We start from the raw sequence: 16507 nt of genomic DNA on the forward strand, positions 1-16507 counted from the left end.
AAGGCCTCACTGCGCGGTGCTGCGGTCGGCGATCAGGGCGCCGGCGGGGTGGGCGGCGATGCTCCAGCCGGATGGCAGGTAGATCGAGGTATAGGGCTCCTCGACGATGGCCGGGCCGAGGACCGGATCGCCCGCACTGATCGCCTCGCGCGCCCGGACCGGCGTGTCGACGGCCGCGCCGCGGCCGTGGACGGGGCGGGTATGCGGTGTCGCCGTCGCGGCTTCGGCATGGCGGCGCGCCGGCACCGGCTTGGCGAGCGCGCCGACCGCCTTCAGCCGCAACGCGACGATCTCGACCGCCACCTCCGGCTCGTCATAGGAAAAGCGCTGCTTGTGCAGGGCGTGGAAGGCGGCGCTCGCCCTGGCGGCGCCTGCAGCCGAGAAATCGGCCTCCTCCAGCGGCACGCGCAGGTCGAAGGCCTGGCCGGCATAGCGCAGGTCGACGGCCCATTCGAAGCGGCGTGCCTGCGGCGCGACGCCATCCTCGGCGAGCAGAGTTTCGGCCTCCGAGATCAGGCGAGAGGCCGTCGCGGCGAGCTCCGGAGCGAGCTCCGCGAACGGGCCGATACGGGTGGCGCTGAGATCATGGGCGATGTCGGACCAGAGGATGCCCCAGGCCGAGAGGGTCGAGGCATGGGCCGGGAAGATGACGCGGCGGATGCCGAGCTCTTCCGCCACCTCGCAGGCATGGACGCCGCCGGCCCCGCCGAAGGAGAGCATGGCGAAATCCTCGGGATCGAGCCCCTTCTCGAAGAGCGAAAGGCGGATCGCCATGGCGAGCGCCGAATTGGCGACGTCGATGACGCCCGCCGCCGTCTCGTCGACCGACAGCCCGAGCGGGGCGGCGACGGCCTCGGCGGCGCGGCGCGCGGCCTGCCGGTCGAGCGGCATGGCGCCGCCCATGAAGCTCGCCCCGTCGAGCCGGCCGAGCAGAAGGTTGGCGTCGGTCACCGTCAGCGCCGTGCCGCCCTTGCCGTAGCAGGCGGGGCCGGGATCGGCGCCGGCGCTGTGCGGGCCGATGCGCAGCCGCTTGCCGTCATCGACCCAGGCGATCGAGCCGCCGCCAGCACCGATCGTCCGCATCTCGATCATCGGCAGCCGCACCGGCAGCCCGTCGACCTCGCCCTCGTTGACCATCGAGATGGTGCCGTCATGCACGACCGAGACGTCGAAGGACGTGCCGCCCATGTCGACGGCGACGAGATTGGGCTCGTCGAGCTCGACCGAGAGGCGCCTGGCGGCAGCCGCGCCGCCGCTTGGGCCAGAAAGCAGCAGGCGGGCCGGCTCGCGGCCGGCCTTGGCGAGGCCCGAGACGCCGCCATTGGACTGCACGAGATAGACCTGGGACTGCGGCACCTCCTCCTTGAGCCGCCCGGCAAGACGGTCGGTGTAGCTCTTGACGATCGGCATCAGCAGCGCGTTGAGCGCCGTCGTCGACATGCGCTCGTATTCGCGGATCTCGGGCGAGATATCGGAGGCGAGCGAGATCGCGACGCCCGGCAGAAGCTCGCTCAGAATCTCGCCGACGCGTCGCTCATGCGCCGGATTGGCATAGGCATGGAGCAGGCAGACGGCGACGGACCTGACATCCGCCTCGGCGAGCCAGGCCGCGATGCGGCGCACCCCTTCTTCCTGCAAGGGGGCGATGACGCGCCCGTCGGCACTGACGCGCTCCTCGACGCCGAAGCAGAAGCGGCGCGCGACCAGCGGCTCCGGCTGTTCCAGCGTGATCGCATAGACGTCCCTGCGGCCATGCCGGCCGATCTGCATCACGTCCTCGAAGCCGGCGGTCGTGACGATGGCGCCGAGCGGCAGCTTGCGCTCCAGCACGGCGTTGGTCGCGATCGTCGTGCCGTGCAGCAGGTACTGCACCGCGTCCATCGGGAAGCCGAAGCGCTCGGAAGCCTCGCGAATGCCGGTCAGCAGGCCGATCGAGGGATCCTTCGGCGTGCTCGGCGTCTTGATCTGGTGGATCGCGCCGGAGCCGGCATCGAGGATCTCGATATCGGTGAAAGTGCCGCCGATATCGACGGCGATGCGAATGTCCTGTTGCATCAGGCAAGGCTCCAGCGTTCCCGCTCGCGACGCGAGCAGGCCAGGTTCGAAAGATGGGCGTTCGGTTCGGCTCTAGAGGCAGCGTTTCGCGTTCAAAAACCCGGCGTCATCCCGGCCGCAGCGAAGCGGAGCTCCGGGATGACGACGCGGGTCCGAGCGAATGATCGGCTTCATTTGACGAAGGTCTTGGCGAGGCCCGAGGTGCGGTCCACCACGAGGACGACGACGAGGGTGAGGACGACGAGCAGCACCGACAGCGCCGCCACCAGCGGATCGGCCTGCTGCTCGACGCGGTGATACATCGCGACCGGCAAGGTCGAGATGCGCGGACCGGTCAGGAACAGCGACAGCACGACCTCGTCGAAGGAGACGAGGAAGCAGAGCGCCGTGGTGCCGACGATGCCGGAGCGCATCATCGGCAAGGTCACGCGGCGAAAGACCGTCAGCGGCGAGGCGCCCAGCGTCGCCGCCGCTTCCTCGACCGGGATCGGCAAGGTGGCGAGCGCGGTCGAGAGCACGCGGATCGCATAGGGCAAGGTCACCACCAGATGCGCCGCGACCAGGCCCTGGAAGGTGGCGAGCAGCCCATAGCCCGAGAACACGATCAGGATGGCGAGGCCGAGCACGATCGTCGGCAGCAGCAGCGGCGCGGTGAACAGGCTCGACAGGAACTCGGCGCCGCGCGGCTTCAGCCTGACCAACGCATAGGCCGCCGGCAAGCCGATGAGCAGGCTGAGCACGGTCACCACGAAGGCGAGCAGCAGGCTGGTCCAGAAGGCGGAGACCATCTTCCCGTCGGCGAAGATCGCCGGATACCATTTGGTGCTCCAGCTCGATGGCGGGAACATCATGTAGCTGTCGCCCGAGAACGAGATCGGCACAACGACGACCAGCGGCGCCAGCAGGAAGAGGAACATCGCGAAGGCGAGGAACTTCAGGGTCGGGGAAATCGGGCGTTCGTCCATGATGTCCCTCCCCTCACATGATCGCGCGCAGGGCGCGGGTATAGAGCACGAGCGCGCCGCCGAAGATGACGAGCACCAGGATCGAGAGCGAGGACGCGAGCGGCCAGTTCAGCGTCACGATCGCCTGGTCGTAGATCTCGGTCGCGAGCAGGAAGACCCGGCCGCCGCCGAGCAGCTTCGGCGTGATGAAGGACGAGACCGCGAGCACGAAGCAGAGCAGCGAGCCGAGCGCGATGCCGGGCAGCGTCAGCGGCACGACGATATGCCGAAAGACCTTCCAGGGCGGCGCGCCGAGCGTGGACGCCGCCTCCTCGACCCGCGGATCGAGCCGGCCGAAGCCGGCGAGCAGCGCCAGGATCATGTAGGGCATCAGGATCTCGGTGAGGCCAATGACCACGCCGGTCTTGTTGAACATCAGTTTGAGCGGCATGATGCCGATGGCGCCGAGCGCGTTGTTGACGAGGCCGTTCTCCGAGAGGATCGCGACCCAGCCATAGGTGCGCACCACCGCCGAGGTCAGCAAAGGCGAGATGACCAGGACCAGCAGGACCGTGCGCCAAGTGCCGCTGGACCGGTGCAGATAGAGCGCGATCGGATAGGAGCAGACCAGCGTCATCAGCGTGATGCCGAGACTGACGCCGATGCTGTTGAGGATGAGCTCGCCGTAGAAGCTGTCGCGCAGCAGCGAGAACCAGGTCGCGAAGGTATAGACCTCGACCATCGCGCCGGTCGGCTGCGACTCGTAGAACGACATGCGCAGCAGGTTGAGCACCGGCACCAGGAAGCCGAACGCGTTGACGAGCGCGATCGGCAGGATCAGCAGCACGACCAGCGACAGGCCGGCGCGCCGCTCCTCGGCAGCCGCTGGCGCCGGCATGACGACGGCTGGGGCGGCCGCGCTCACGCCGCCGCCCCGTAGACGAAGATGTCCTGCGGCCGCCAGGTCAGCGTCACCGGCCGGCCGGGCTCGATCACGCTCTCGCCGCCGCGCGTCGCGAGCTCGACCGAGACGATCTGGCCGGCGACATCGACATCGTATTGCAGGATGTCGCCGGCGAAGGTCGCGCGGGCGACGGTGCCCGTGACCTGCTGGCAACCCGGATCGCCTGCGGCTGCGGCCGGCGAGAGACCGACGCGATGGGGCCGGATCATCACCTCGACCGGGCCCTCGAGCCCGGCAGGCGCGGGAATCCGCTGGCCGGCGAACTCGGCCGCGCCATTGCGGGCGACGGCGCTGAGGCGGTTGGTGCGGCCGACGAAGCTCGCGACGAAGGCCGTCTTCGGCGTCTCGTAAAGCTCGACCGGCGTGCCGAGCTGCTCGAGCCGGCCCTGGTTGAGCACGGCGACCTTGTCGCACATGGTCAACGCCTCGACCTGGTCATGGGTGACGAAGATCGCGGTGATGCCGAGCCGCTTCTGGATGTCGCGGATCTCGTTGCGCATCTCGTCGCGCAGCTTGGCGTCGAGATTGGAGAGCGGCTCGTCGAGCAGCAGGATCGAGGGCCGGATGACCAGCGCCCGCGCCAGCGCGACGCGCTGCTGCTGGCCGCCGGAGAGCTGGCCGGGCCGCTGCTCCTCCTTGCCGGTGAGATGGACGAGCGCGATCGCCTCAGTGACGCGCCGCGCGATCTCGTCCTTCGCCACGCCGCGCATCTCGAGGCCGAAGGCGACATTGCGCGCGACGCTCATATGCGGGAACAGCGCATAGCTCTGGAAGACCAGCCCCATGTCGCGGCGATGCGTCGCGACCTCGGTCAGGTCGCTGCCGCCGACGACGATCCGGCCGGCGGTCGCGGGCACGAGGCCCGCGATCATCCTGAGCGATGTCGTCTTGCCGCAACCCGAGGGGCCGAGGAAGGCGACGAGCTCGCCCTTCGGAACCTCGAGATCGAGATCGTCGACCGCGACGAAATCGCCATAGCGCTTGGTCAGGCCACGGATCGACAGGAAGCCTTCCGGCGCGTCGGTTCGGCTGGTCATGATCGGCACCTTCCCGCTCAGCGGCTCAGCGGGATCACCTTGCGGCGCCACTCGTTCATGATCGGCTCACGGACCTTGGCGAGCGCGATCCAGTCGACCGCGATGACCTTGTCCATCGACTTGACCGCGGTGCGCTCGATCGCGGCCTCGGAGATCTGCGCCTTGGCATTGGTCGGAGCGTAGAACATCGCCTCGGTGAAGGCCTTCTGCGCCTCCGGGCCGAGCGCGTAGTTGATGAACTTGGTGGCGGCGTCCTTGCCGGGCCCGCCGGCGACCTGGTTGATCGTATTGATCTGGAAGACGCTGCCTTCCGCCGGCAGCGTCGCGCCGAGCTTGCCGTTCGAGGTGTCGATATTGACCTGCGCGCGGGCGTTCCAGCCGGCGCCGACCGTGGCCTGGCCGGAGACGATCGTGACATAGACCTCGGGCTTGGGCTCCCAGGTCTGCACGTTGGGAGCGATCTCGCCGAGCGCGGCGATGCCCTTGTCGACGTTCTTGAGATAGTCGGTGCCGCCGCGCGCCTTGTCGGCGATCAGGACGAGCGACAGGCCCTGGATGTCCGGCATGCCCGGAATGGCGACCTTGCCGGCGTATTTCTTGTCGGCGAGGTCCATCCAGGACTTCGGCGCTTCCTTCACCACGTCGGTGTTGTAGAGCAGGACGAGGTTGTCGAAGGTCACCGCGACGCCGTCGACATCGGGGATGCGGGCGGTCGGATAGAGATCGGCGACGTTGGGGACGCTCTTCTCGTCGATCTTGGTCAGGAGCTTCTCGTCGGTCGCGGCCTTCGAGACCGAGACGTCCATGATGACCACGTCAGCCTGGGGCGCGGCCTTCTGGGCGCGGAGGTTGCCGAGCATCTGGGCCGAGTTCGGCATCGGAAAATACTCGACCTTGATGTCGGGATTGGCCTTCATGAAGGGCTCGACCACCGCCTTGGCGTAGCGCTCCTGGAACAGGCCGGAATAGGCCATCAACGTGACGGTCTGCTGCGCCAGCGCGGCGCTCGACAGAAGCGCCGTGGCGAGGCCGGCGCCGATCGCGATCTTGGCATAGGACTTCATCTGACTTCCCCTGTGGTTATGGTTATGCGAGCGGCTTGGCGCCGCCCGCTTGGTCGTCCGGATTCAAGCCTTCACAATTTCAGGCCCTGGCGAGCTTGCCCTCCACCATGGCGGTCGCGCCCGAGATGTCGGGCAGCTTCTCGCCCTTGCGCAGGCGCTCGAGCAGCACGAGCTCCTGCTCCTGCATCTCGATGGCGCGCCGGGCATAGGATTCAGCGGTCGCGGCCTTCAGGACGACGACGCCGCTCTCGTCGCAAAGCACTGCGTCGCCCGGCTCGATCGTCTGCCCGCCGACGCTGACCGGCACGTTGATCGCGCCCTCGGTGCCGAGGATTTTCGTGGTGATCGGCGACGGGCCGCGGCACCAGATCGGCATGTCGGTCTTGACGATCTCGGAGAAATCCGTGGCCGGCCCATCGATGACGCCGGCCGTGACGCCGGCATTCTTCATCGAATGGGTGACGACGCCGCCCCAGCAGGCATGCTTGGTGTCGCCGCAGCGGTCGATCACGACCACGTCGCCGGGCCGGACCAGCTTGGTCAGGTAGTGCAGCGCGGTCGAATCCGCATGCGGGATGCGCAGCGTGACGGCGGTGCCAGCGACGCGCTTGGTCGGCAGCACGGCGCGGATCTCGCGGCCGACGAAGCCGGAATGCAGGACATGGCCGATGGTCGCGACCTCGCATTTCTGCAGCAGCGCGACGAGCTCGGCCGGGATCTGCGCCGGCATCGGGTTGACGATGAACATGCTGTGCTCCGCTCAGCCGATGACGTGGTGGTTGGCGACCGGCACGGCGGCACGGACCTTGGCGGTGTAGTCGAAATCGAGCCTTGCGCTGGTCGTGCCGACGCCGTCCGAGACCTGCGCCGTGACATGGCCCCAGGGGTTGATCACCATGGAATGGCCGTAGCAGGCGTTCTTGCCCTGGGCATGGGTGCCGGTCTGGCCGGTGGCGAGGAACCAGGTCTGCGTCTCGGCGGCGCGGGCGCGCGCCAGCAGCTCCCAATGATCCTTGCCGGTCATCAGGGTGAAGGCGGCCGGCAGGACGATGACGTCGGCACCGGCATCGCGCAGCTTGCGGAAGAGCTCGGCGAAGCGGATGTCGTAACAGATGGCGCAGCCGACCGTGACGTCGCCGATATCATAGGTGACGATGTCCTTGCCGCGCGAAACCATGTTCGACTCGCGATAGCTCGCGCCGCCGGGCGCATCGACGTCGAACAGGTGGATCTTGCGGTAATGCGCGATCTGCTTGCCGTCGGGGCCGAAGACGAGCGTCGCGTTGTAGTAGTCGTCGCCGTCGCGCTCGCAGACGCTGCCGGCATGGATGGTGACGCCGTGCTTCTCGGCGAGGCCCGACATCAGGCGGTAGCTCTCGCCATTCGGAAAGGTCTCGGCGCTGTCGCGCATCGCAGCCGGGCTGCCATCGAGGAAGGCGTAATATTCCGGCAGGACGACGAGATCGGGCTTCTCCTCGGCAATGACCTTCTCGATCATCTCCCGGGCGGTCTTGAGGTTCGCGGACTTGTCGTCCTGCGAGTTCATCTGGACGAGCGAGACTTTCAACGGCGTTCTCCCTGGAGGCTTGCCCGCAGCAGAACAAACCAGAGCCGGCCCGGCAAACGCGAAATTCTTGTTCGGCTCGACAAGAATTGCTTATGAGAGCGGCGACGGCACGCCTTGCCCGATCCTTGGGCAGGCTCGGACGATCAGCTCGCCGAGGCGACCTCGACGGCCATGTCGGCGATCAGGGCCGGCAACGCGTTGCCCGGATCGTCGGCGAAGACGGCATGGAAATTCAGCGCCGGCAGACGCGCATCGACGTCGAGAACGCAGAGCTCTCCGGTCGCCAAAAATTCCTGGACGACGACGCGCGGCAGCACGGCGACGCCGACGCCGTCGCGGATCAGCCGGGTGATGGTGGCGAGCGAGTTCGAGTTGAAGACGCGGATCGCGCCGGCGTCGAGCCCCGCCGTCTCGATGACGCGCAGCACCGCCTGATGCGGCTGCGACCCCTTGGAATAGGCGAAGATCGGGTGGTCGGCGAGGTCGGCGATGGCGAGCCGTCCGGGCTTCAGGGCGAGCTTCGAGGCGGCGATCCAGAGGCAGTCGAAGGAGCAAAGTTCGATATTGCGGATATGCGGGGCGACCACCGGCCCCATGATCAGGCCGAGATCGACCTGCCCATCCTGGATCTGCCGGGCGAGGTTGAGGCTGGTATCGACGTTGAGGTCGATCGTGACATGCGGGTAGGTCTGCTTCACGCGCTCGATCAGGCGCGGCAGCCAAGCATAGACGATCGAGTCGATCGCGCCGATCAGCACCGTGCCGCGCTCGTTGCTGGCATCGCCGATGTCGCGCTGAAAATCGTTGACCATGCGCACGATGGCCTCCGCCTGGCCCAGCGCCCGCTGACCGTGCGGCGTCAGGCTGACATTGCGCAGATCGCGCTCGAACAGGCGCACGCCGAGGTCGCGCTCCAGCGTGGCGATGCGGTTGGAGACCGCGGCCTGGGTCGTGCAGAGCTTGTCCGCCGCGACCGAGAAACTGCGCAGCCTTGCGACCCAGACGAAGGTTTCGAGGAACTTGAGATTCACGCCCGGACCACTCTCATTGGCTGTGCCGGCCCGCCTCGGCCAGGCCTGATCGGGACCATAGCCGCAGCATTCATGCCTGGCACGCGCAGAACGCGGTGATCTCGGCATGGAGTTCCTGCGCGAAATCGAGCGCGACGGGCGAGCGCGAGCGATGCGCCGACCAGACCGCCGTGACCTCGACATGGATTCGCGGCGCGAAGGGGCGAACGACGATGCCTCGACCTTCATATTCCAGCGCGCTGAACGGATCGACAATCGAGAGCCCGATCCCAGTCGAGACCAGCCCGCAGGCGATCATCGAGAGCGGGGTCTCGACGATGAAGCGTGGCGTGACGCCGTGGTCGGCGAGAAGCGCGTCGATGCGGTAGCGCAATTTGGTCGAGCGCTCGAGGGCGACGAAGGATTCGCCCCTCAGATCCTCCGGCCCGATCTCGGCCTGAGCGGCCAGGCGATGGCCGGCCGGCAGGATGGCGACAGCTGCGACCTTCGGCAGCGGCTCCAGGACGATGCCGGGCAGCTCCAGCGGCGTCTGGACATAGCCGAGCTCGCAGAAGCCGGAATGAACCCAGTCGGCGACCTGCGACGAGGGCCCGCCATAGAGCGCCACGTCGAGATTGGGCCGCTCGGCCATGAAGCGCCCGACGGCCCGGGGTATGACGCCGATCGAATAGGCCGGCAGGGCCGCGACGCGCAGGATGCCGGCCCGATGCTCGCGCAGGTCGCGGGCGACGTCGGCGATGCGGTCGAGCGCGATGAACTGCCGCTCGACCTCGCGATAGAGCGAGAGCGCCTCGTTGGTCGGCTGCAGGCGGACGCCCACCCGGGTGAAGAGCGTGAGCCCGAGGTCGAGCTGGAGGTCGCGGATCAGCCGCGTCACCGCCGGCTGGGTGACGTTCAGCGCCTGAGCGGCGGAGGTGATCCCGCCGGTCACCATCACGGCGCGGAAGGCTTCGATCTGGCGCGGGTTGATCATCTAGGGCGTGGGCCTAAACATAATATTTGCTTATCGGAAGAGCCATAATTTCAATTTGACGCATGAATTAGCCACTGCGAGCCTAGCCTTCGTCAAACAAAAAACAGGGGAATGTGATGAAGACCGGATTTTTGAGCGCGTTGCTGGCATCCACCGTCCTGATCGCCGGGCCCGCGCTCGCGCAGCAGAAGACCCTCTATGTCGCCGGCTATGGCGGCTCCTACGAGCAGGTCATGCGCAAGGACGTGATTCCGGCCTTCGAGGCCAAGGCCGGCGTCAAGATCGAGTATGTCGCCGGCAACTCGACCGACACGCTCGCCAAGCTCCAGGCCCAGAAGGGCAACCAGCAGCTCGACGTCATCATCCTCGACGACGGCCCGGCCTATCAGGCGGTCTCGCTCGGCTTCTGCGGCACGCTCGCGCCGGGTGAGATCTACAAGGACGTCGCCCCCGTCATGCTGTTCAAGTCGAACAAGGCCGTCGGCCTCGGCATGGTCGGCACCGGCATCATGTATTCGAAGAAGATCTTCGACGAGAACAAATGGCCGGCCCCGACCTCCTGGGCCGATCTCAAGGACCCAAAATACAAGAAGAAGCTCGTCGTCCCGCCGATCAACAACACCTACGGGCTGCACACGCTGATCGCCATGGCCCAGCTGGCCGGCGGCGGCGAGAGCAATATCGAGCCCGGCTTCAAGACCTTCAAGGACGAGGTCAATGCCAATGTGCTGGCCTATGAACCCTCCCCCGCGAAGATGACCGAGCTGTTCCAGAACGGGCAGGCCGCGATCGCCATCTGGGGCTCGGGCCGGGCCAAGGCCTTCGCCGATACCGGCTACCCGGCCGAGTTCGTCTATCCGAAGGAAGGCGGCTACGCGCTCGGCATCGCCGGCTGCCCGGTGGCCGGCTCGAAGCTGGAGTCGGAGGCCAACGCCTTCCTGCAATACATGCTCTCGCCCGCCGTCCAGGTGGTGATGGCGACCGGCAACGGAGCCGGCCCCGCCAATACGAAGGTGACGCTGCCGCCGGAGGCCCAGAAGGGCATTCCCTATGGCGACCAGGTCAAGCAGCTCAAGGCCGTCGACTGGGACATCGCCAACGCCAAGCGCGAGGAATGGACCAAGCGCTGGAACCGCGAGATCGAGCGTTGACCCCGCCTCGTTCGGCGCGCGCGACCGGCAGGCACATATGACACATCTGGTCATCGAGGGGCTGACCAAGCGCTATGGCGGCCAGCTCGCGGTGGACGATCTCAGCCTGACGGTCGAGAGGGGCGAATTCATCTCGCTCCTCGGGCCTTCCGGCTGCGGCAAGACCACGACGCTGCAAATGATCGCCGGCTTCGTCGAGGCCAGCAACGGGCGCATCCTGCTCGACGGCGCCGATCTCGCCTCGGTCCCGCCCAGCAAGCGCGGCCTCGGCATCGTCTTCCAGAGCTATGCCCTGTTCCCGCACATGAATGTCGCGCAGAACATCGCCTTCGGCCTGGAGATGCGCGGCATCGACCGCACTGAGCGCGACAAGCGCACGGCGGACGTCATGAAACTGGTCGGGCTCGAGGGCTTCGCCGAGCGCTTCCCGCGCCGGATGTCGGGTGGGCAGCAGCAGCGCGTGGCGCTCGCTCGCGCGCTGGTGATCAAGCCCGCGCTCCTCCTGCTCGACGAGCCGCTCTCCAATCTCGACGCCAAGCTGCGCGAGGAGATGCAGGGCGAGCTCAGGGCGATCCAGCGCAGCGTCGGCACCACGACGGTCCTCGTCACGCATGACCAGAACGAGGCCATGGCGCTGTCGGACCGGATCGTGGTGATGAACAAGGGCCGTGCCGAGCAGATCGGCGCGCCCGACGAGGCCTATGCCCACCCCGCGAGCGCCTTCGTCGCGAACTTCCTCGGCAAGACCAATCTGCTGAACGCGACCGTCGCCATGGAAGGCGGCGCGCCGATGGCGGTGGTCGGCAATTTCCGCCTGCCCGCGCCCGTCGCGAGATCAGGCCCAGTCAAGCTCGCCGTCAGGCCGGAACGCGTCGGCCTTGCCGCAAACGGTGCGCATGGTCTCGACGGCACGGTGACATCGCGCGTCTTCCAGGGCCTGTTCTGGATCCTGCAAGTCGACACGGCCGCAGGAAAGGTCACCGTCGTGCGCCAGAACGACGGCGCGCAGGTTCCGGCCGAGGGCGAGAACGTCACCCTCGCCTTCGCGCCGGCGGACTGCGTCATCCTCGATGCGGCGGCCGCGCCATGAGCGAAACCGTTGCCGCCACCCGCACGCCCTATCTGCTGACGGCGCCGGCGGGGCTGGTCTTCCTAGGGCTGGTGATCATCCCGATCGGCATGACGATCCTGCTCTCCTTCTACGACTGGGGGCAGTACAAGGGCATCGTCCCGGAATTCACGCTGAAGAACTGGCGCGAGATCGCCGGCGATTCCTATTTCCTCGAAATCTTCGCCCGGACCTTCCGCATCGCCGTGATCACGACGCTGGCGACGATCCTGATCGGCGTGCCGGAGGCCTATATCCTCAACCGCATGGCACCGCCCTGGCGCGGCATCTTCCTGCTCGCGGTGATCGGCCCGCTGCTGGTCTCGGTCGTGGCGCGCACGCTCGGCTGGGCGCTGCTCTTCGGCTCGACCGGGCTGGTCAACCAGGGCCTGCAGGCCATCGGGCTGATCGACGAGCCGCTGCCCTTCATGTTCACCGAGACCGGCGTCATCGTGGCGCTCACCCATGTGCTGATGCCGTTCATGATCCTCGCGGTCTGGGCGGCGCTGCAGCGGCTCGATCCCCAGGTCGAGAATGCGGCGAGCTCGCTCGGCGCCGGCTCGATGACGATCTGGTTCAGGGTCGTGCTGCCGCAGATCGTGCCGGGCATCCTGTCGGGCTCGGTGATCGTCTTCTCGCTCGCGGCAAGCGCCTTCGCCTCGCCGGCGATCATCGGCGGGCGACGCCTCAAGGTCGCGGCGACGCTCGCCTATGACGAATTCCTCAACACGCTGAACTGGCCGCTCGGCGCCGCCGTGGTGACGCTGCTGCTGATCGCGCTGATCGCCATCGTGGTCGGCTCGAACCGGCTGATCGAACGCCGCTACGCGCAGGTGTTCGAATGAGCCGCAACGGCCCCATCGCGCTCGTTTTCCACGCGCTCTTCGTGATCTTCATGCTGGCGCCGCTGGCGATCGTCTGCGTCGTCGCCTTCACGCCGGAGGGCTATCTCTCGCTGCCGACGCGAGGCCCGAGCCTGCGCTGGTTCAAGGCGATCCTGTCCTATCCCGAGTTCATCCGGGCCTTCCGCGACAGTCTCTGGCTCGCGGCCGTCTCCTCGACCATCGCGGTCGGGCTGTCGGTGCCCGCCGCGCTGGCGATCGCGCGCTATCGGTTTCCCGGCCGCGATGCGCTGACCGCGCTGTTCATGTCGCCACTGATGGTGCCGCATGTGGTGCTCGGCATCGCCTTCCTGCGCTTCTTCTCGCAGATCGGCATCTCCGGCACCTTCCTCGGGCTGATCCTCAGCCATGTCATCGTGATCGTGCCCTTCGCGCTCAGGCTGGTGCTCGCCTCGTCCTACGGCATCGACCAGCGCATTGAGCACGCCGCCGTCTCGCTCGGCGCCAATGCCGCAACCGTGTTCCGGCGCGTGACCCTGCCGCTGATCCTGCCTGGCGTCGTCTCGGGCTGGATCCTCGCCTTCATCAACTCCTTCGACGAGGTGACGATGACGGTATTCATCGCCTCGCCCGCGACCGTCACCCTGCCGGTCCGCATGTTCCTCTACATCCAGGACAATATCGATCCGCTGATCGCCTCCGTATCCGCCTGCCTGATCGCCATGACGGCCCTGATGCTGATCGTGATGGACCGGATCTTCGGCCTGGACCGTCTCTTCATCGGCGCCGGAAAGGGCTGAGCCTTCGTGACCATCACCACCTCTTCCCCAGGCGAACCCGACATCGTCGTCGTCGGCGGCGGGCTCGTCGGCTCGGCGCTGGCGCTCGGCCTGATGCGCAGCGGGCAGCGCGTCACGCTGCTCGACGAGGGCGATGTCGCCTATCGCGCCTCGCGCGGCAATTTCGCGCTGGTCTGGGTGCAGTCGAAGGGGCTGGGCCATCCCGAATACGCGCTCTGGTCAAAGCGCTCGGCGGAGGCCTGGCATTCGCTCGCAGGGATCCTGCGGGAGGAAGCCGGGATCGACGTGGCCCATAGCCAGCCGGGCGGCTTCACGATCTGCCTGTCCGAGGCCGAGCTCGAGCAGCGCGCAGCGATCATGACACGGCTGCACAACCAGCCCCATATGACCGACTTCCCCTACGAGGTGCTCGGCCGCGAGGAGACGAAGCGGCGTCTGCCCGATATCGGGCCCGATGTCGCCGGCGCGATCTACAGCCCGCTGGACGGGCATGTAAACTCGCTGAAGCTTTTTCGCGCGCTCCATGCGGCGCTGGCCGCGCGCGGCGTCTACTACCGCCCGGGCCATCCCGTCGCCTCCATCGCCCCGGAAGCGGACGGCTTTCGCGTCACCGGCCCCTGGGGCGAGCTGCGCGCGCCAAAAATCCTGCTCGCCGCCGGGCTCGACAATGCCCGGCTCGCGCCGATGGTCGGGCTGGAAGCGCCGGTCAAGCCGAGCAAGGGCCAGATCATCGTCACGGAAAAGGCCGAACCCTTCCTGCGCAACCCGATGGTGACGATCCGCCAGACCGACGAGGGCGGGATCATGATCGGCGACAGCCAGGAGGAAGCCGGCTTCGACACGGTGGTGGGCATGTCAGTGATCTCGGTGATGGCCGAGCGCGCCGTGCGCACCTTCCCGCGGCTGCGCGAGCTCAACGTCGTCCGCACCTGGTCGGCGCTGCGGGTCATGAGCCCGGACGGTTTTCCGATCTACGAGCAGTCGCAGGCTCATCCCGGCGCCTATGTTGCGACCTGCCATTCCGGCGTGACGCTCGCCGCCAACCACGCGCTGACGCTGGCGCCGGCCATCGCCGCGGGCGGCCCGCTGCCGGACGCCGTCGCGACCTTCACCTCACGGAGATTCCATGTTCCGGCCGGCCTCTGAGCATTGCACCGCCGGGCAGGCCGGCGCACGCGTCAGCTTCACCTTCGAGGGCCGCCCGATGACGGCGCGGGCCGGCGACACCGTGGCAGCCGCCCTGCTCGCCAATGGCACGGCGGTGTTTCGCGATACGCCCGTCTCCGGCGCGCCGCGCGGGCCCTATTGCATGATGGGTGTCTGCTTCGAATGCCTGGTGGTGATCGACGGCGTCGGAAATCGCCAGGCCTGCCTGATCGCGGTCGAGGACGGAATGAGCGTCGAGATCCAGCACGGCGCGCGGGCACGGAACGCCGTGCGGGAGCGGCAGCCATGATCCCGATCCGCGCAATCCCGGATTTCGCCGAGCGCTACGACCTGATGATCGTCGGCGCCGGCCCGGCCGGGCTCTCGGCCGCGACGACGGCAGCCGGGCTCGGCCTGTCGGTGCTGGTGGCCGACGAAAACCTGACGCCGGGCGGCCAGATCTATCGGAGCATCACGACCACGCCGGTTACCGCGCGCGACGTGCTCGGCGAGCATTACTGGCACGGCCTCGATCTCGCGCGCGCCTTCGAGGCCTCGTCCTGCAGCTATGCGCCGCGCACGACGGTCTGGTCGGCCGCACCGATCGATGCCGAGCCGGCACAGGCCGGGTTCGAGATCGGCCTCTCGCTCGGCGGCGCGGCGCGGATGATCGAGGCCGGCCATGTCATCCTCGCCACCGGCGCTCTGGAGCGGCCCTTCCCGGTTCCGGGCTGGACCCTGCCCGGCGTGATGACCGCCGGCGCGGCCCAGATCGCGCTGAAGAGTTCCGGGCTCGTGCCGGAGGGCCGCACGGTGCTCGCCGGCTGCGGCCCCCTGCTCTACCTGCTCGCGACGCAATTGCAGGCCGCGGGCGCCAATCTCGTCGCGGTGCTCGATACCGCGCCGCGCGGCAATTGGATGGCGGCGCTGCCCGCTTTGCCTGATTTCCTCGCCTCGCCCTATCTCGCGAGCGGCCTCAGGCTGCTGGCGACGGCGCGGCGCAAGCTGAGATGGCTGGGCGGCGTCACCGAGCTGCGCATCGACGGGCAAGACAAGGCCGAGGCGGTCATCTTCACCCGCAACGGCCGCAGCGAAAGCCTGGACTGCGACCAGGTGCTGCTGCATCAGGGCGTGATCCCGAACATCAACATGGCGAACGCGCTCGGTTGCGCGCAGGACTGGGACGAGGCGCAGCACGCCTTCGTGCCGCGCGTCGACGACTGGTTCGGCTCGAGCGTGCCGGGTATCGCCATCGCCGGCGACGGGGCGGGTATCGGCGGCGCCGAGAGCGCGGCGCAACGTGGCGTCCTGGCGGCGCTGGCCGCCGCCCACCAGCTCGGCCGCATCGACGCAGGCGAGCGCGACCGGCGAGCATCCCCGGTCCGTGCGGCACTGGGCAAGCTGGTGCGCGGACGGCGCTTCCTCGACGCCCTCTACAAGCCGGCCCCGCAATTCCTCGCGCCGCGCGATCCCGAAACCATCGCCTGCCGCTGCGAGGAGGTCCGCGCCGGACAGGTGCGCGAGACGACCGCGACGCTGGGCGTGCAGGGCCCCAACCAGCTCAAGAGCTTCCTGCGCTGCGGCATGGGACCCTGCCAGGGCCGGCTCTGTGGCCCGACCATCGTCGAGCTGATGGCGGAGGCACGCGGCGTGAGCCCGGCCGAGATCGGCTATTACCGGCTGCGCCCGCCGGTGAAACCGGTGACGCTCGGCGAGCTCGCCGGGCTTCCGCGCAACGACGCCGCCGTCAAGGCCGTGGTGCGCTGACGCGTTCGCGATCCTGGCTTTCTCCCATCATGACCACCCCTCGCCTCCAAGGAGCATT

The 16507-nt window shown here is 67.9% G+C and carries 16 protein-coding genes; 7 read left to right on the plus strand and 9 right to left on the minus strand.

Annotation, left to right across the window (positions count from 1 at the left end; genetic code table 11):
• Window positions 1–6 precede the first annotated feature (6 nt).
• The 9 genes from ACTIF2_RS22770 to ACTIF2_RS22810 all read right to left on the minus strand — a co-directional run bounded on the left by ACTIF2_RS22770 (window position 7) and on the right by ACTIF2_RS22810 (window position 9635).
• Complete coding sequence (locus tag ACTIF2_RS22770) at window positions 7–2055, minus strand: hydantoinase/oxoprolinase family protein (RefSeq protein ID WP_439499407.1); 2049 nt, start codon at window positions 2053–2055, stop codon at window positions 7–9.
• Between the two features lie 170 nt (window positions 2056–2225).
• Window positions 2226–3020, minus strand: a complete 795-nt coding sequence (locus ACTIF2_RS22775) for an ABC transporter permease (RefSeq protein ID WP_439499408.1) — start codon at window positions 3018–3020, stop codon at window positions 2226–2228.
• A 13-nt stretch (window positions 3021–3033) separates the two neighbouring features.
• On the minus strand, window positions 3034–3897 hold the full coding sequence (locus ACTIF2_RS22780) for an ABC transporter permease (RefSeq protein WP_439499441.1): 864 nt from the start codon (window positions 3895–3897) through the stop codon (window positions 3034–3036).
• A 23-nt stretch (window positions 3898–3920) separates the two neighbouring features.
• Window positions 3921–5000, minus strand: a complete 1080-nt coding sequence (locus tag ACTIF2_RS22785; RefSeq protein ID WP_439499409.1) for an ABC transporter ATP-binding protein — start codon at window positions 4998–5000, stop codon at window positions 3921–3923.
• Between the two features lie 17 nt (window positions 5001–5017).
• A complete protein-coding gene (locus tag ACTIF2_RS22790; protein WP_439499410.1) occupies window positions 5018–6064 on the minus strand; it encodes an ABC transporter substrate-binding protein in 1047 nt (348 codons plus the stop codon).
• A 79-nt stretch (window positions 6065–6143) separates the two neighbouring features.
• Window positions 6144–6812: an RraA family protein gene (locus ACTIF2_RS22795; protein ID WP_439499411.1), complete on the minus strand. Its 669-nt coding sequence runs from the start codon at window positions 6810–6812 to the stop codon at window positions 6144–6146.
• A gap of 12 nt (window positions 6813–6824) precedes the next feature.
• Window positions 6825–7631 (minus strand): carbon-nitrogen hydrolase family protein, encoded by an 807-nt coding sequence (locus ACTIF2_RS22800; RefSeq protein ID WP_439499412.1) that lies wholly within the window; start codon window positions 7629–7631, stop codon window positions 6825–6827.
• Between the two features lie 143 nt (window positions 7632–7774).
• Window positions 7775–8662 carry a LysR family transcriptional regulator gene (locus ACTIF2_RS22805; RefSeq protein WP_439499413.1) on the minus strand — a complete coding sequence of 296 codons (888 nt, stop codon included), beginning with the start codon at window positions 8660–8662 and terminating at the stop codon, window positions 7775–7777.
• A 70-nt stretch (window positions 8663–8732) separates the two neighbouring features.
• Window positions 8733–9635, minus strand: a complete 903-nt coding sequence (locus tag ACTIF2_RS22810; protein ID WP_439499414.1) for a LysR substrate-binding domain-containing protein — start codon at window positions 9633–9635, stop codon at window positions 8733–8735.
• A gap of 116 nt (window positions 9636–9751) precedes the next feature.
• On the opposite strand from ACTIF2_RS22810, the gene ACTIF2_RS22815 reads away from it, so the two are divergent.
• Genes ACTIF2_RS22815 through ACTIF2_RS22845 form a run of 7 tightly spaced genes read left to right on the plus strand, consistent with a single transcriptional unit; the run spans window position 9752 to window position 16449 of the window.
• Window positions 9752–10786, plus strand: coding sequence for an ABC transporter substrate-binding protein (locus ACTIF2_RS22815; protein WP_439499415.1), 1035 nt, complete (start codon window positions 9752–9754; stop codon window positions 10784–10786).
• Window positions 10787–10823: 37 nt separating this feature from the next.
• Entirely contained in the window at window positions 10824–11876 is a 1053-nt protein-coding gene (locus tag ACTIF2_RS22820; protein ID WP_439499416.1) for an ABC transporter ATP-binding protein, read from the plus strand.
• Window positions 11873–12739: an ABC transporter permease gene (locus tag ACTIF2_RS22825; protein WP_439499417.1), complete on the plus strand. Its 867-nt coding sequence runs from the start codon at window positions 11873–11875 to the stop codon at window positions 12737–12739. Before ACTIF2_RS22820 ends, ACTIF2_RS22825 begins: the two co-directional genes overlap by 4 nt.
• On the plus strand, window positions 12736–13536 hold the full coding sequence (locus ACTIF2_RS22830) for an ABC transporter permease (protein ID WP_439499418.1): 801 nt from the start codon (window positions 12736–12738) through the stop codon (window positions 13534–13536). The genes ACTIF2_RS22825 and ACTIF2_RS22830 overlap by 4 nt, the downstream gene beginning before the upstream one ends.
• Before the next feature lie 6 nt (window positions 13537–13542).
• Window positions 13543–14682: an NAD(P)/FAD-dependent oxidoreductase gene (locus tag ACTIF2_RS22835; protein ID WP_439499419.1), complete on the plus strand. Its 1140-nt coding sequence runs from the start codon at window positions 13543–13545 to the stop codon at window positions 14680–14682.
• The gene (locus tag ACTIF2_RS22840; RefSeq protein ID WP_439499420.1) at window positions 14663–14992 is read left to right on the plus strand and encodes a (2Fe-2S)-binding protein; all 330 of its coding nucleotides are present in this window, start codon (window positions 14663–14665) and stop codon (window positions 14990–14992) included. Before ACTIF2_RS22835 ends, ACTIF2_RS22840 begins: the two co-directional genes overlap by 20 nt.
• On the plus strand, window positions 14989–16449 hold the full coding sequence (locus ACTIF2_RS22845) for an FAD-dependent oxidoreductase (RefSeq protein ID WP_439499421.1): 1461 nt from the start codon (window positions 14989–14991) through the stop codon (window positions 16447–16449). Before ACTIF2_RS22840 ends, ACTIF2_RS22845 begins: the two co-directional genes overlap by 4 nt.
• Window positions 16450–16507 lie beyond the last annotated feature (58 nt).

Source organism: Allobosea sp. (assembly GCF_051860145.1).
Classification (GTDB): domain Bacteria; phylum Pseudomonadota; class Alphaproteobacteria; order Rhizobiales; family Beijerinckiaceae; genus Allobosea.

What these genes read in the sequence shown, in the direction of transcription:
- ACTIF2_RS22770 (WP_439499407.1), bottom strand. Translation starts at nt 2,055, where the DNA reads ATGCAACAGGACATTCGCATCGCCGTCGATATCGGCGGCACTTTCACC.
- ACTIF2_RS22775 (WP_439499408.1), bottom strand. Translation starts at nt 3,020, where the DNA reads ATGGACGAACGCCCGATTTCCCCGACCCTGAAGTTCCTCGCCTTCGCG.
- ACTIF2_RS22780 (WP_439499441.1), bottom strand. Translation starts at nt 3,897, where the DNA reads ATGCCGGCGCCAGCGGCTGCCGAGGAGCGGCGCGCCGGCCTGTCGCTG.
- ACTIF2_RS22785 (WP_439499409.1), bottom strand. Translation starts at nt 5,000, where the DNA reads ATGACCAGCCGAACCGACGCGCCGGAAGGCTTCCTGTCGATCCGTGGC.
- ACTIF2_RS22790 (WP_439499410.1), bottom strand. Translation starts at nt 6,064, where the DNA reads ATGAAGTCCTATGCCAAGATCGCGATCGGCGCCGGCCTCGCCACGGCG.
- ACTIF2_RS22795 (WP_439499411.1), bottom strand. Translation starts at nt 6,812, where the DNA reads ATGTTCATCGTCAACCCGATGCCGGCGCAGATCCCGGCCGAGCTCGTC.
- ACTIF2_RS22810 (WP_439499414.1), bottom strand. Translation starts at nt 9,635, where the DNA reads ATGATCAACCCGCGCCAGATCGAAGCCTTCCGCGCCGTGATGGTGACC.
- ACTIF2_RS22815 (WP_439499415.1), top strand. Translation starts at nt 9,752, where the DNA reads ATGAAGACCGGATTTTTGAGCGCGTTGCTGGCATCCACCGTCCTGATC.
- ACTIF2_RS22820 (WP_439499416.1), top strand. Translation starts at nt 10,824, where the DNA reads ATGACACATCTGGTCATCGAGGGGCTGACCAAGCGCTATGGCGGCCAG.
- ACTIF2_RS22825 (WP_439499417.1), top strand. Translation starts at nt 11,873, where the DNA reads ATGAGCGAAACCGTTGCCGCCACCCGCACGCCCTATCTGCTGACGGCG.
- ACTIF2_RS22830 (WP_439499418.1), top strand. Translation starts at nt 12,736, where the DNA reads ATGAGCCGCAACGGCCCCATCGCGCTCGTTTTCCACGCGCTCTTCGTG.
- ACTIF2_RS22840 (WP_439499420.1), top strand. Translation starts at nt 14,663, where the DNA reads ATGTTCCGGCCGGCCTCTGAGCATTGCACCGCCGGGCAGGCCGGCGCA.
- ACTIF2_RS22845 (WP_439499421.1), top strand. Translation starts at nt 14,989, where the DNA reads ATGATCCCGATCCGCGCAATCCCGGATTTCGCCGAGCGCTACGACCTG.